The organism is Streptomyces hygroscopicus subsp. hygroscopicus, assembly GCF_030269125.1.
In the GTDB taxonomy this organism is placed as follows: Bacteria; Actinomycetota; Actinomycetes; order Streptomycetales; family Streptomycetaceae; genus Streptomyces; species Streptomyces hygroscopicus_C.
Window position 1 is genome coordinate 42828 of sequence record NZ_BSSM01000018.1, and the last position, 13170, is coordinate 55997.

At 71.6% G+C, this 13170-nt stretch carries 13 protein-coding genes and 1 tRNA gene; 8 read left to right on the top strand and 6 right to left on the bottom strand.

Features of this window, described 5'->3' with window-relative positions; translation table 11 throughout:
- Positions 1-11: 11 nt before the first annotated feature.
- Together QSK45_RS31550 and bcp are read right to left on the bottom strand one after the other, a co-directional pair.
- A tRNA-Leu gene (locus tag QSK45_RS31550) sits at positions 12-95 on the bottom strand.
- A 38-nt stretch (positions 96-133) separates the two neighbouring features.
- The gene (gene bcp, locus QSK45_RS31555) at positions 134-601 is read right to left on the bottom strand and encodes a thioredoxin-dependent thiol peroxidase (RefSeq protein WP_285562313.1); all 468 of its coding nucleotides are present in this window, start codon (positions 599-601) and stop codon (positions 134-136) included.
- 104 nt (positions 602-705) lie between these two features.
- Between bcp and QSK45_RS31560 the strand changes: the two genes are divergently transcribed.
- Complete coding sequence (locus tag QSK45_RS31560; RefSeq protein ID WP_285562314.1) at positions 706-1032, top strand: DUF3618 domain-containing protein; 327 nt, start codon at positions 706-708, stop codon at positions 1030-1032.
- Positions 1033-1265: 233 nt separating this feature from the next.
- On the top strand, positions 1266-1568 hold the full coding sequence (locus tag QSK45_RS31565) for a GroES family chaperonin (RefSeq protein WP_143638545.1): 303 nt from the start codon (positions 1266-1268) through the stop codon (positions 1566-1568).
- A 96-nt stretch (positions 1569-1664) separates the two neighbouring features.
- Here the strand turns inward: QSK45_RS31565 and QSK45_RS31570 are convergent, their stop codons facing one another.
- On the bottom strand, positions 1665-4544 hold the full coding sequence (locus QSK45_RS31570; protein WP_285562408.1) for a transglycosylase domain-containing protein: 2880 nt from the start codon (positions 4542-4544) through the stop codon (positions 1665-1667).
- A gap of 841 nt (positions 4545-5385) precedes the next feature.
- Between QSK45_RS31570 and QSK45_RS31575 the strand changes: the two genes are divergently transcribed.
- Genes QSK45_RS31575 through QSK45_RS31590 form a run of 4 tightly spaced genes read left to right on the top strand, consistent with a single transcriptional unit; the run spans position 5386 to position 8638 of the window.
- Complete coding sequence (locus QSK45_RS31575; protein ID WP_285562316.1) at positions 5386-6186, top strand: ABC transporter permease; 801 nt, start codon at positions 5386-5388, stop codon at positions 6184-6186.
- 49 nt (positions 6187-6235) lie between these two features.
- Positions 6236-7000: an ABC transporter permease gene (locus QSK45_RS31580; protein ID WP_285562409.1), complete on the top strand. Its 765-nt coding sequence runs from the start codon at positions 6236-6238 to the stop codon at positions 6998-7000.
- Between the two features lie 6 nt (positions 7001-7006).
- Complete coding sequence (locus tag QSK45_RS31585) at positions 7007-7969, top strand: ABC transporter ATP-binding protein (protein WP_285562317.1); 963 nt, start codon at positions 7007-7009, stop codon at positions 7967-7969.
- Positions 7970-7978: 9 nt separating this feature from the next.
- Positions 7979-8638 (top strand): DUF1707 SHOCT-like domain-containing protein, encoded by a 660-nt coding sequence (locus QSK45_RS31590; RefSeq protein WP_285562318.1) that lies wholly within the window; start codon positions 7979-7981, stop codon positions 8636-8638.
- A gap of 22 nt (positions 8639-8660) precedes the next feature.
- Here the strand turns inward: QSK45_RS31590 and QSK45_RS31595 are convergent, their stop codons facing one another.
- From QSK45_RS31595 to QSK45_RS31605, 3 genes are all read right to left on the bottom strand, one after another.
- Complete coding sequence (locus QSK45_RS31595) at positions 8661-9047, bottom strand: hypothetical protein (protein WP_285562319.1); 387 nt, start codon at positions 9045-9047, stop codon at positions 8661-8663.
- 87 nt (positions 9048-9134) lie between these two features.
- Entirely contained in the window at positions 9135-9872 is a 738-nt protein-coding gene (gene rph / locus QSK45_RS31600; protein ID WP_285562320.1) for a ribonuclease PH, read from the bottom strand.
- Positions 9873-9951: 79 nt separating this feature from the next.
- Entirely contained in the window at positions 9952-10185 is a 234-nt protein-coding gene (locus QSK45_RS31605; RefSeq protein ID WP_285562321.1) for a PTS sugar transporter subunit IIB, read from the bottom strand.
- A 185-nt stretch (positions 10186-10370) separates the two neighbouring features.
- Here QSK45_RS31605 and QSK45_RS31610 point away from each other — a divergent pair, with 185 nt between their 5' ends.
- Both QSK45_RS31610 and QSK45_RS31615 read left to right on the top strand, forming a co-directional pair.
- A complete protein-coding gene (locus QSK45_RS31610) occupies positions 10371-11651 on the top strand; it encodes a PTS transporter subunit EIIC (RefSeq protein ID WP_285562322.1) in 1281 nt (426 codons plus the stop codon).
- A 223-nt stretch (positions 11652-11874) separates the two neighbouring features.
- The gene (locus QSK45_RS31615) at positions 11875-13140 is read left to right on the top strand and encodes a PTS transporter subunit EIIC (protein WP_285562323.1); all 1266 of its coding nucleotides are present in this window, start codon (positions 11875-11877) and stop codon (positions 13138-13140) included.
- Positions 13141-13170: the final 30 nt, after the last annotated feature.

Consider the following 13170-nt stretch of genomic DNA (forward strand, 5'->3'; position numbering starts at 1 on the left):
CCGGGCTCCGGTGCGGCCGGAGGGACTCGAACCCTCACGGGAGTTACCCCACTGGGACCTAAACCCAGCGTGACTGCCAATTCCACCACGGCCGCCTGGTGCTGCCCGGCCATGCTAGCGGCCGGGCAGCGGGTCAGATGCCCAGATCCTTGATGATCTTGGCTACATGGCCGGTGGCACGGACGTTGTAGAAGGCGTGGGAGACCTTGCCGGCCTCGTCGACGACGATCGTGGAGCGGATGACGCCCATGTAGGTCTTGCCGTAGTTCTTCTTCTCGCCGTAGGCGGCGTACGCCTCGGTGACCTTCTTGTCGGGGTCGGCGAGCAGGGTGACCTTGAGGGACTCCTTCTCGCGGAACCTGGCGAGCTTCTCCGGGGTGTCCGGGGAGATGCCGATGACGTCGTAGCCGGCGTCGGCCAGCAGGTCGAGGTTGTCGGTGAAGTCGCAGGCCTGCTTGGTGCAGCCGGGTGTGAGGGCCGCGGGGTAGAAGTAGACGATGACCTTGCGGCCCTTGTGGTCCGCCAGGGAGACCTCGTGGCCGTCGGCGTCCGGGAGGGTGAAGGCGGGGGCCACGTCCCCCGGCTGGAGTCGCTCGCTCATCGGACCAGCGTAACCGGGGGCCCTTGCGGTGCGGCTCGGACAGGAGCTGACAGACTGTCCGGAACAGCAACAGCAGGATTTCGGCAGACTTCGGAGGCCGTACGGTGGCGGACACGGCGGACACCAGAACCCCGGCGCAGATCGAGGCGGACATCAGGCGCCGCCGCGAAGTGCTGGCCGAGACGCTCGACGAGATCGGGGTGCGGGTGCACCCGAAGACGATCGTCGGGGATGTGAAGGCCAAGGCCGTGGCCCATGTCGACCACACCGTGGGACGTGCGTACGTGCAGGTCAACCGGGTGGTCAGTGACGTCAGGGCGCAGTTCACGGACGAGTACGGCCGGTTGCGGACGGAGCGGGTCGTGCCGGCGGCGCTCGTCGTGGCCGGGGTCGTGGGCCTGGTCGCCCTGTCCCGGCGGCGCGGGCGCTGACCCGGCGGCCCCCGGGACGGCACGGACACCTGCGCGGCGGTCGTCCCGGACGGTCGTGGGCGCACGGACGCCACGGCCCCGGGCGGCCGCGGCCGAAAGGCCCCCGGCGGGCACGGCACCGACGTGACGGCCACCCGGGGGACCACGGGCGCGGTGAAGGCAGGTAGGTTCGAGGTGTGAGCGCCAACAGACACACGCAGAGCACCCCGCAGCACGACAAGCTGCCCATCCGGATGCTGCACGACCGGGTGCTGGTCAAGCAGGAGACCGGTGAGGGCGAGCGGCGGTCGGGGGGAGGCATCCTGATTCCCGCCACCGCGGCGGTCGGACGCCGGCTGGCCTGGGCCGAGGTCGTCGCGGTCGGGCAGAACGTACGGACCGTGGAGCCCGGCGACCGCGTCCTGTTCGACCCGGAGGACCGGGCCGAGGTCGAGGTGCGGGGCGTGGCGTACGTCCTCATGCGCGAGCGCGACCTGCACGCCGTGGCCGCGGACCGCTTCGAGGGCTCGGAGGACTCGACCGGGCTCTATCTGTGAGGCCGTGAACCGCCGCGGTCGATGAGTGAAGAGGGCTGGTGACCACGGTCACCAGCCCTCTTCGTGCACTTCCCGCCGGGTTCCCCCGGACGCGGCTCAGGTGCCGGGGCCGCCTCCCGGGCCGCCGCCCGCGATGGTGCCGGTACTGCCACCGCTCGTGGTCGTACCGCCGCCGCTCGTGGTCGTGCCGCCGCCGCCGGGTGCGCCGCCCGCCGCGCCGCCGCTCGTGGTGGTGCCGCCGGTCGTGCCGCCGGCGGTGGTCGGGTCGGTGCCGGTCGTGGTGCCGCCCGTGGTGGTGGCGCCGGTGGTGTCACCGCCGGTCGTCACGCCGCCGTCGCTCGGGGTGCCGGTGGTGCCGTCGGTCGGGGTGCCGCTCGGGGTGCCGCCGGGCTGGGTGGCGCCGCCGGTGCTCTGGCCGTCCGTGGTGGCGGACTGGCTCGGGTCGCCGGGGCCGGGCGGCTGCGGCTGGTCGGCGCCCGCCTGGAGCTGGAGGTCGAAGGAGGCCACCGGGGCGTTCTTCAGCGCGTCGTGGGTGTACTGGGCCCAGATCTGGGTGGGCGCGCCACCACCGTTGATACGGGCCTGGCCGAGCGCGCCGTACAGGGGCATGTGCTTGGCCGTCACCGGGTCCTGGCCCATCACGGAGACCACCGTGGCGAGGTCCGGGGTGTAGCCGGCGAACCAGGCGGCGGTGTCGTTCTCCGCGGTACCGGTCTTGCCGGCCGCCGGACGGCCCGCGGCCTGCGCGGCGGTGGCGGTGCCACCCTGGACCACGCTCTTCAGCATGGCGGTGGTGGTGTCGGCGGCGGCGCGGCTGACGGCCGGCTTGACCGGCGCGTCGGGCAGCTTGACCTCGTCGGTGCTGTTGCGGGTGATCTTCTGGACCAGGGTGTACGCGCCGTGCTTGCCGTGGTTGGCGAGCGTGGCGTACCCCTCCGCCATGTCCAGGACGCTGGCGGTGGCGGTGCCGAGCGCGATGGACGGGTACGGCTGGAGGTCGGGGGTGTCCGAGGGGATGCCGAGGTCGATCGCGGTCTGCTTGACCTTGGTCGGGCCGACGTCGACCGCCATCTGCGCGTACACCGCGTTCACCGAGAGGTCGGTGGCCTTGGTGACGGTGATCTGGCCGTACGACTTCTGGTCCTCGTTCTGCGGGGCGTACGCGCCGCCGTTCCAGCCCTGCACGGGACGCTCGTTGGTGCCGTCGTACTGGGTGTTCGGGGTGATGCGGCGGCCGTCCTGGGTGGTGGAGCCGTTCTCCACGGCGGAGGTGAAGACGAACGGCTTGAAGGTGGAGCCGACCTGGAAGTCACCGCGGGTCGCGCCGTTGGTGTACTGCTTCACGTAGTCGATGCCGCCGTACATCGCGACGACCTTGCCGGTCTTCGGGTCGACGGAGGCGCCGCCCGCGCGGACATAGCTGTCGACCTTGTTGTTCTTCTTGTCGAGCTTGGAGATCAGCTGGTCGTTCACCGCCTTGACGAAGGCGTTCTGCTTGTCCTTCTGGATGGTCGTCGTGATGCGGTAGCCGCCGGCCTCGAGCTGGTCGGAGTCGAGGATGTGGTTCGCGATCAGGTAGTGCTTGACGGCGTCCACGAGGTAGCCGCGCTGGCCGGACATGCCGGTGGAGAGCGTCTGCTCCTTGGGCATCGGGAACTTCATGCCGGCGCGCTCGGACTGGCCGAGCCAGCCCTGCTTGACCATGCCGTCCAGGACGTAGTTCCAGCGGGCCACGGCCGCGGCCTTGTTCTCCGGGTGCGCCACGACGTCGTACTCGCTCGGCGCGTTGACGAGCGCGGCGAGGTAGGCGGCGCGGGCCGGGTCGAGGTTCTGGGCGTCGCGGCCGTAGTAGGCCTGGGAGGCGGCCTGGATGCCGTAGGCGTTGCGGCCGAAGTAGCTGGTGTTGAGGTAGCCCTCCAGGATCTCGTCCTTGGACTTGGTCCGGTCGAGCTTGATCGAGATGAAGAACTCCTTGGCCTTGCGGGTGACCGTCTGTTCCTGGCCGAGGTAGTAGTTCTTCACGTACTGCTGGGTGATCGTGGAGCCGGACTGCTTGCCCTTGCCGGTCGCGGTGTTCCACGCGGCGCGGAGCATCGCCTTGGGGTCGATGGCCGACTCGGTGTAGAAGTCGCGGTCCTCGGCGGCCAGTACGGCGTGCTGGGCGTCCTTGGAGACCTCGGCGAGGGTGACCTTCTCCCGGTTGACCTGGCTGTCGCGCGTGTCGCGGGCGATCTGGGAGCCGTCCGCGTAGAGGTAGACGTTGGCCTGCTTGTTGGCGAGGGCGTTGGCCGGCGGGATGTTGACGAGCGAGTAGCCGACGAAGAAGAGCGCGACGACCGCGAGGACGAGGAAGACGAAGGTGCCGAGCACCATCTTCCAGGTCGGCAGCAGCCGCCGCCATCCGGTGCGCTTGGGCTTCTTGGCCTTGTTCTTGCCCTTGCCCTTGCCGGTGGGGGTCTCCTCCGAGGCGGCGGCGAGGGCGGTGGTCTCGGGTTCGGGGGTGGCGGGGTCCTGGGCCGGCCGGGGGTCCGGGCCGGTGCCGGGGCGGGTCGCCTTGGGGCCGGAGCCGGTACGGGGGCCGGGGGTGGCGGCGCCTGCCGCGGCACCGGCGAGCCCCGCGGCACCTGCCGCGCCCGGCGCCTTCGCGGCACCGGCGGCGCCCGCCGCGCTCGCCGGGGAGGCCGAGGCCGCGGCGCCCGCGGCGCCGGCGGCGGCCGCACCGGCCGCACGGGCGGCGGGACGGGGGCCGCCCGGCCGGGAACCGGTCGTGTGGGCGGTGGGGCCGGTCGCGTTCGGCCGGCCCGCGGCGGAACCGGGCTCGGCGGGTCCGCCGGGCTCGCCCTTGCGCGGGGCGTTGACGCGGCGGAGCACCTGGGTGGTCTCGGCCGCCGGCGCGTCCTGGCCGGGCTTGCCGGGGCCCTTCGCGGAGTCCGCGGAGTCCTGGGGCGCCCGGGGCGGCGTGATGCGGCGCAGCACCTGGGTGCTCTCGGCCGGCTTCTCGGGCGCGCGGGCGCCGGGCACCTGCGGCCTCGCGGCGCCGGCCGGCTTGCCGGACCCGCCGCGCTCCCCTGTGCCCTCGCTTTCCGCGGCCGTCGTCGCGCCCTTCTCCGTACGCGCGTCCCGCGCCGCCTGCCGGGCGCGCGCGATGGAGGCCGTACGGTCCTGGGGCGCGGGAACGGAACGGCGGGCCGTGTCGGCGGCCGCCGTACCGTCGGCGCCCTGCGCCTTCCCGGAGTCCTCGGCCTGCCCGGAGTCCTCGGTCCTACCGGCGCCCCCGGCCTTCCCGGCGGCGCCACCGCCCCCGCGGGCGGCCTCGGGGTCCTCGGCCCGCCCGGCGCGCTCGCGCTCGGCGCCCCCGGTCCTCCGCGCACCCTCGGCCGGGCCGGTCTCCCCGGCCCGCTCCTCGGCCCTGTCGGCCCGCTCCGCCTTCCCGGCCTTCTCAGCCCTCCCGGACCCCTCGGTGTCCCTGGTGTCCCTGGTGTCCTTCACTTGGCCGGTCCCCTTCCCGGGGGTGGCGGGGGATCCCGGCGTCGGGGTCCCGGGCCTCGCAGCCGGCAGCGGCTTATCCGGTGCCACGCCTTCGTTCGGCTGCTGCGGCTGTGGCTCGTCGCTCATGTCGTGCACGGACTCCTGTTTCGCGTCGTACGTTCCCGTACGCCTCGTACGCCTTCTGCGCCCCCCGTTTGAAGACTCTCGCACCTGGCGTTCCGTTCCCGGATTACGGCACGCTTCGGCCACAAAATGCGTGGCCGGCCGCCGGGGCTCCGGACTAGGCTCCTGCGCTTCGGTGTCGAGCGGTCCGAGGAGGTCGACTGACGTGGGCGCGGGACGGTTGTACGCCACCGTCGCGTTAGGGGGATTCAGACGGTACGCGACGTATAAGGCCGCCACTGCGGCAGGGGTCTTCACCAACACGGTCTTCGGGCTGATTCTCGTCTACACCTACAAGGCCCTGTGGGAACTGAGACCGCATCTGGGGGGATACGACCAGGCGCAGGCCGTCACCTACGTGTGGCTGGGCCAGGCCTTCCTGTCGACGCTCGCCATCAGCGGCGGGGGCGTCGAGGACGAGTTGATGGAACGCATCCGCACGGGGGACGTGGCGATCGATCTGTACCGCCCCGCCGACCTCCAGCTGTGGTGGCTGGCCGCGGACCTGGGCCGGGCGTTCTTCCAGCTGCTGGGGCGGGGCGTGCTGCCGTTCGTCTTCGGCGCGCTGGTCTTCCCGGCGTACCTGCCCACGGACGCCGGCACCTGGGCCGCGTTCCTCGTCGCCGTGCTGCTGGCGATGCTGGTCGGCTTCGGCATCCGGTACCTGGTGGCGCTGAGCACGTTCTGGATGCTCGACGGCACCGGGATGGGCCAGATGACGTGGCTGCTCGGCTACTTCTGCTCGGGGATGCTGCTGCCGCTGAACGTGTTCCCGGGCGGGCTCGGCACCGTCGTACGGGCCCTGCCCTGGTCCTCGCTGCTGCAGGCGCCCGCGGACATCCTGCTCGGGCACGGGCAACCGCTGCGCACGTACCTGTTCCAGGGCGCGTGGGCCGTGGTGCTGCTCGGGGCCGGGCGGCTGCTGCAGTCGGCGGCGACGCGGCGGGTGGTGGTGCAGGGTGGCTGAGCGCGGGCGGTTCGTGGCGGGCGCCCGGGTGTACGGGCTGATCGCCGGGATGTGGATCCGGTCGACGATGGCGTACCGGGCGTCGTTCGTCATGACCACGTTCGGGAGCTTCACGGCGACCTTCTTCGACTTCGTCGCGATCATGCTGATGTTCTCCCGGGTGCACGCCCTCGGTGGCTGGTCGCTGCCCGAAGTGGCCTTCCTGTACGGCCTGTCGGCGGTCTCCTTCGGCCTGGCGGACCTGGTGATCGGTTCGATGGACCGGCTGGGGCGGCGGCTGCGGGACGGCACGCTGGACGCGCTGCTGGTGCGGCCCGCGCCGGTACTGGCGCAGGTGGCCGCCGACCGGTTCGCGCTGCGGCGCCTCGGCCGGGTGACCCAGGGCTCGCTGGTGCTGGGCTGGGCGCTGAGCCGGCTGGACGTCGGGTGGACGGCGGACAGGCTGCTGCTGATGCCGCTCACGCTGCTCAGCGGCTGCGCGATCTTCTGCGCGGTGTTCGTGGCGGGCGCGGCCTTCCAGTTCGTGGCGCAGGACGCGGCCGAGGTGCAGAACGCGTTCACGTACGGCGGTACGACGCTGCTGCAGTACCCGCCGTCGGTGTTCGCGAAGGACCTGGTGCGCGGGGTCACCTTCCTGCTGCCGCTGGCCTTCGTCAACTGGCTGCCCGCGAGCTACATCCTCGGGCGGCCCTATCCGCTGGACCTGCCGGGCCGGCTGGCCTGGGCGACCCCGCTGGTGGCGGCGGCCTGCTGCGCGCTGGCCGGGCTGGCCTGGCGGGCGGGACTTCGTTCGTACCGGAGCACAGGGAGCTAGGACCTCATGGACGACTTCATCGCGCTGGAGAAGGTGGAGAAGGTCTTCTCGGTGCGCCGCAAGACCGGCTTCCTCCGGCGGGAGCGGCACGAGGTGCGGGCGGTCGACTCGCTGTCGTTCACCGTGGCGCGCGGGGAGATGGTGGGCTACATCGGGCCGAACGGCGCCGGGAAGTCGACCACGATCAAGATGCTGACCGGCATCCTGACGCCGAGCGGCGGCCGGCTGCGGGTCGCGGGGATCGACCCCTCGCGCGAGCGCACGCGGCTCGCGCGACGCATCGGGGTGGTGTTCGGGCAGCGCACCACCCTGTGGTGGGACCTGCCGCTGATCGACTCCTACCGGCTCGCCCACCGCATGTACCGCATCCCGGACGCCCGTTACCGGGAGAACCTGGACCGCCTCGTCGAACTCCTCGAACTGCGCACCCTGTTGGACACCCCGGTACGGCAGCTTTCCCTGGGTCAGCGGATGCGCGGGGACATCGCGGCGGCGCTGCTGCACGACCCGGAGGTGCTGTACCTGGACGAGCCGACGATCGGCCTGGACGTGGTGTCGAAGGCCAAGGTGCGGGGTTTCCTGCGGGAGTTGAACACCGCGAGCGGTACGACCGTACTGCTGACCACCCACGACCTCCAGGACATCGAGCAGCTGTGCTCGCGGGTGATGGTGATCGACCACGGGCGCCTGATGTACGACGGTCCGCTCACCGGGCTGCACGAGGCCGGTGAGAGCGAGCGGACCCTGGTGGTGGACCTGGAGCGGGAGTTGCCGCCGGTCCGGGTGCCGTCGGCGCGGGTGGTGCGGGTGGAGGGCCCCCGGCAGTGGCTGGCGTTTCCGGCGGGCCAGTCGGCGGCGCCGGTGGTCGCGCATCTCGCGGCGGAGTACCCGCTGGTGGACCTGTCGGTGCGGGAGCCGGACATCGAGGCCGTCATCGCGAAGATGTACGCGGAGAAGGCGGTCTCGTAGGCTGCTGCCATGACCGACGACACACGTCCGGAACTGCGCGCCTCGGACGCCGACCGGGAACGGGTCGCCGAGGTGCTGCGGGACGCCCTCGCCGAGGGGCGCCTCGACATGGACGAGTTCGAGGAGCGGCTGGAGGCGACGTACCGGGCGCGTACGTACGGCGAGCTGGCCCCGATCACCCGGGACCTGCCCACGGGCACCGCCCCGGCGCCGGTCTCCTTCACCAAGGAACCGGCGGCGGCAGGCGGTTGGTCCTCCCGCGTCGTCGGCGGCGAGGGCTCCTCCGCCGGCGGCGTCGCCATCCTGTCCGGCTTCGAGCGCAAGGGCCGCTGGACCATGCCCAAGCGCTTCGACTGCCTGGCCGTCCTGGGCGGCGCCGACATCGACCTGCGCGACGCGGACTTCGCCGACCACGAGGTGGAGATCAACGTCGTGGCCGTCATGGGCGGCGTGCAGGTGACCGTGCCGCCGGGCGTCGAGGTGGTCGTGCGCGGCGTCGGCGTCATGGGCGCGTTCGAGCACCCGAGGGACGAGGGTCCGCCCGAGCCGGGCGCCCCGAGGGTGGTCATCGGGGGGTTCGCGTTGTGGGGCGGGGTGGGCGTCAGCCGCAAGGCGGGCAGGCGATCCCTGAAGCGCGCCCCACGGGAGCGGGGGGAACTGCTCGACTAGCCGCGGGGAGTTGGCGGCCGCGCTACTTGGTGCACACCTTCGTCAGCTCCCCCGCCGCGTCCGTCACCGGCCCGACGTCCGGCGTGCGATCGCCCTCACGGATGGCCGTACGAACGTTTCCCACGGCCTTGCCGAGGTCGTCGACCGCCTTGTTGACGTCGGCATCGTCCGTCTTGTCCCCTATCTTCTCCAGGTTGCCCTCGATGGCGTCGAGCGCGGAGTCGGCCTGCCCCGGATCATGGGCGGCGTTCTCCACGGCCTGCTGGAGATCGGTGACGCTGTCGGCGATGGTGTCCGCGGTCTGGACGCAGTCCATCGCCTTGTGCACGGTGTCGCAGCCCCCGACGAGGCCGGCGGTGAGCACGGCGGTCGCCACGATGACGGCGAGACGGCCTCGGCTGGCGGCCATGGTGATGATCCCCTCCCCGGATGTCCCTCTACTGCGTAGAGGTAGGACGCGGGGAAGGGCCACCGGGTTGCCCGCTCCGCTCGCCCGCTACGACGCGAGCGTGGCCTCCAGGGCCGCCCGCTGGTGCGCGGCCAGCGCGTCGCAGCCGCTGACCGCCAGGTCGAGCAGCGCGTTCAGCTCGTCGCGGGCGAACGGCTCCGCCTCCGCCGTGCCCTGGACCTCGACGAAGCGGCCGTCGCCGGTGCAGACGACGTTCATGTCGGTCTCGGCGCGCACGTCCTCCTCGTAGCAGAGGTCGAGCAGCGGGACGCCGCCGACGATGCCGACGGAGACGGCGCTCACCGTGCCGGTCAGCGGCTGCCGGCCGGCCTTGACCAGCTTCTTGCCCTGCGCCCACGCGACGGCGTCGGCGAGGGCGACGTACGCGCCGGTGATGGCCGCGGTGCGCGTGCCGCCGTCGGCCTGGAGGACGTCGCAGTCGAGGACGATGGTGTTCTCGCCGAGCGCCTTGTAGTCGATGACGGCGCGCAGGGAGCGGCCGATGAGGCGGGAGATCTCGTGGGTGCGGCCGCCGATGCGGCCCTTGACGGACTCGCGGTCGCCGCGGGTGTTGGTGGCGCGGGGCAGCATGGAGTACTCCGCGGTGACCCACCCTTCGCCACTGCCCTTGCGCCAGCGCGGGACGCCCTCGGTGACGGAGGCGGTGCAGAAGACCCTGGTGTCGCCGAAGGACACGAGGACGGAGCCCTCGGCGTGCTTGCTCCATCCGCGTTCGATGGTGACCGGGCGGAGCTGTTCGGGGGTACGGCCGTCGATGCGAGACATGACATGGAGCCTAGCCGTAGATACGGAAGGGGCTCCTCCCGCGTCGGGAGGAGCCCCTGTTCGTGAGTCCGGGGGGACGTCACATCATGTCTTCGATCTCCGCGGCGATCGGGTCGGCGTCGGTGCCGATGACGACCTGGACGGCGGTGCCCATCCTGACGACGCCGTGGGCGCCGGCGGCCTTCAGGGCGGCCTCGTTCACCAGCGAGGGGTCGGACACCTCGGTGCGCAGGCGCGTGATGCAGCCCTCGATCTCCTCGATGTTGTCGATCCCGCCGAGGCCGGCGACGATCTTCTCAGCCTTGGTGGCCATGTGCTTCTCCCCTGATCCGAACCGCTTTGTCGCAGTAACCCACAGTTGGCCCATCTTCGCGAGCGGTCGTGCCGTCCGTGCCGGATGATGGCGATCACGACAGCGGAACCGTCCGGGCAACTGGTCTACACCAGCGGGGTGACGGTCGCCAAACCGCGTCCGAGTCGAGTGGCCGGAGGACGCCCATGAGCGAGGGGAGCGTGGCGCGGGAGCGCTGGGGCCGGCTGTTCCAGGGGTTGCAGAAGATGGGGCGCAGCCTCCAGCTGCCGATCGCGGTGCTGCCCGCCGCGGGTCTGCTGATCGGGCTCGGTCAGCCGGGGGTCGTGGGCGCGGGCGGGCTCGGCTGGACGACGGTCGCGAAGGTGATGCGGGGGGCGGGCGGGGCGCTGCTGGACGGTTCGCTGGGGCTGCCGCTGCTGTTCTGCGTGGGCGTGGCGATCGGCATGGCGAAGAAGGCCGACGGTTCGACGGCGCTCGCGGCGGTGGCGGGGTTCCTCGTCTACTACGGGGTGCTGCACCAGTTCCCGCAGGACTGTCCGGGCGGTTCGACGGTGCTGCCGGGGGTGGGCTGCCGGGCGGGGGACGGAACGGTGGCGGCGTTCACCTTCCAGAACCCGGGGGTGTTCGGCGGGATCGTGATGGGCCTGCTGGCCGCTTTCCTGTGGGCGCGGTTCCACCGCACGAGGCTGGTGGACTGGCTGGGTTTCTTCAACGGCCGCCGACTGGTGCCGATCCTCATGGCCTTCGTGGCCATCCTGTTCGCGGCACTGTGCCTGTGGATCTGGCCGCCCATCGGTGCGGGGCTGGAGAGTTTCGGCCGCTGGCTGCACGCGGCGGGGGCATGGGGGGCGGGGCTGTTCGGCGTCACGAACCGGGCGCTGCTGGTGGTGGGCCTGCACCAGTTCCTGAACGTGCCCATCTGGTTCCAGTTCGGCAGTTACACGCAGCCGGACGGGACCGTGGTGCACGGGGACATCAGCATGTTCCTGGCGGGGGACCCGCACGCGGGGCAGTTCACCTCGGGATTCTTCCCGATCATGATGTTCGCGCTGCCGGCGGCGGCGCTGGCCATCACACACTGCGCCAAGCCGCAGCGGCGCAAGGAGGTCGGCGGGCTGATGCTGTCCGTGGCGCTGACGTCGTTCGTCACGGGGATCACCGAGCCGATCGAGTACTCGTTCCTCTTCATCGCGCCGGTCCTGTACGCGATCCACGCGGTGCTCACCGGCGTCTCCATGGCGGCGACCTGGGCGCTCGGTGTGCACGACGGTTTCAGCTTCTCCGCGGGCCTGATCGACTACGTCATCAACTGGCACCTGGCCACCAGGCCCTGGCTGATCATCCCCATCGGCCTGTGCTTCGCCGCCGTCTACTACGCCGTCTTCCGCTTCGCCATCACCGCCTTCGACCTCAAGACCCCCGGCAGGGAGGCGGAGGAGCAGGTCGAGGACGTGACCGGGGGCTGAGGGCGGCACGGGACGGCACGACGGCCCGAAGCACCCGGGACCGGTACGGTGCGTGACCCCGCGGTAGCGGATCCCACGGTTCCTTACGGCACCTTCATCGTGCTACAACAGGTCTACACCACTGCTGGTGTAGACCAGAGACGCCGCCGTCCCTTCCATGGTTCCCGGGCGGCGCCTTGCCCGTCCCCCGGTCCCCGGCCGGGGGGACCCCCAGGAGGAACACGTGACCACGGCGACCGCCGCTCCCGCGGCCGAGAAGAAGAAGGGCGCCGGCGCGATGGCGGTGCTGCAGCGCATCGGCCGCAGCCTGATGCTGCCGGTGGCGGTGCTGCCGGCGGCCGCCCTCCTGGTCCGCCTCGGCAACGACGACATGCTGGGCCGCCCGGACTTCCCGGCGTTCCTGACGAAGATCGCGTCCTTCATGGCGGCGGGTGGCAACGCCATCCTCGACAACATGGCGCTGCTGTTCGCGGTGGGCATCGCGATCGGCTACGCGAAGAAGTCGGACGGCTCCACGGCGCTCGCCGCGGTGGTCGGCTACCTGGTCTTCAAGAACGTCCTGGGCACGTTCACCGACAAGAACCTGCCCAAGGTGGCCACGGCCGTCGACGGCAAGGTCGTCATGGTGGACGCCCCGGTGGACGCCAAGGTCCTCGGCGGCGTGGTGATGGGCATAGTCGTGGCGCTGCTCTACCAGCGCTTCCACCGCACCAAGCTGCCCGACTGGGCGGGCTTCTTCGGCGGCCGCCGGCTGGTGCCGATCCTGTCCGCCTTCGCCGGTCTGCTGATCGGCATCGTCTTCGGCTACATCTGGCCGGTGCTCGGCACGGGTCTGCACGGCTTCGGCGAGTGGCTGGTCGGGTCGGGCGCGATCGGCGCGGGCATCTTCGGTGTCGCCAACCGCGCGCTGATCCCGATCGGCATGCACCACCTGCTGAACTCCTTCCCCTGGTTCCAGGCGGGCGAGTACCACGGCAAGAGCGGCGACATCGCGCGCTTCCTCGCCGGTGACCCCCACGCGGGCCAGTTCATGACCGGCTTCTTCCCGATCATGATGTTCGCCCTGCCGGCCGCCTGCCTCGCCATCGTGCACTGCGCCCGCCCGGAGCGCCGCAAGGCCGTCGGCGGAATGATGTTCTCCCTGGCCCTGACGTCCTTCGTCACCGGTGTCACGGAGCCCATCGAGTTCACGTTCATGTTCATCGCGCCAGCCCTGTACGCGATCCACGCGGTCCTCACCGGTGTCTCCATGGCGCTGACCTGGGCGCTGGGCATGAAGGACGGCTTCGGATTCTCGGCCGGCGCGGTCGACTTCGGCCTGAACCTCGGTATCGCGACCAACCCCTGGGGCCTGGTCCTGGTCGGCCTGTGCTTCGCCGCGGTCTACTACGTCGTCTTCCGCTTCGCCATCACCAGGTTCGGCCTGCCCACCCCTGGCCGCGAGTCCGACGAGGAACTCGCCGAACTCCGGAAGGCGGAGGCCAAGTAAGGGCCAGCGCCTGCGCGAAGGCCCCGGAAC

Bases quoted from the DNA above. Each gene is read 5' to 3' on its own strand.
- bcp (WP_285562313.1), bottom strand. From the start codon at position 601: ATGAGCGAGCGACTCCAGCCGGGGGACGTGGCCCCCGCCTTCACCCTC.
- QSK45_RS31565 (WP_143638545.1), top strand. From the start codon at position 1,266: ATGCTGCACGACCGGGTGCTGGTCAAGCAGGAGACCGGTGAGGGCGAG.
- QSK45_RS31580 (WP_285562409.1), top strand. From the start codon at position 6,236: ATGTGGATCCGGTCGACGATGGCGTACCGGGCGTCGTTCGTCATGACC.
- QSK45_RS31585 (WP_285562317.1), top strand. From the start codon at position 7,007: ATGGACGACTTCATCGCGCTGGAGAAGGTGGAGAAGGTCTTCTCGGTG.
- QSK45_RS31590 (WP_285562318.1), top strand. From the start codon at position 7,979: ATGACCGACGACACACGTCCGGAACTGCGCGCCTCGGACGCCGACCGG.
- QSK45_RS31595 (WP_285562319.1), bottom strand. From the start codon at position 9,047: ATGGCCGCCAGCCGAGGCCGTCTCGCCGTCATCGTGGCGACCGCCGTG.
- rph (WP_285562320.1), bottom strand. From the start codon at position 9,872: ATGTCTCGCATCGACGGCCGTACCCCCGAACAGCTCCGCCCGGTCACC.
- QSK45_RS31605 (WP_285562321.1), bottom strand. From the start codon at position 10,185: ATGGCCACCAAGGCTGAGAAGATCGTCGCCGGCCTCGGCGGGATCGAC.
- QSK45_RS31610 (WP_285562322.1), top strand. From the start codon at position 10,371: ATGAGCGAGGGGAGCGTGGCGCGGGAGCGCTGGGGCCGGCTGTTCCAG.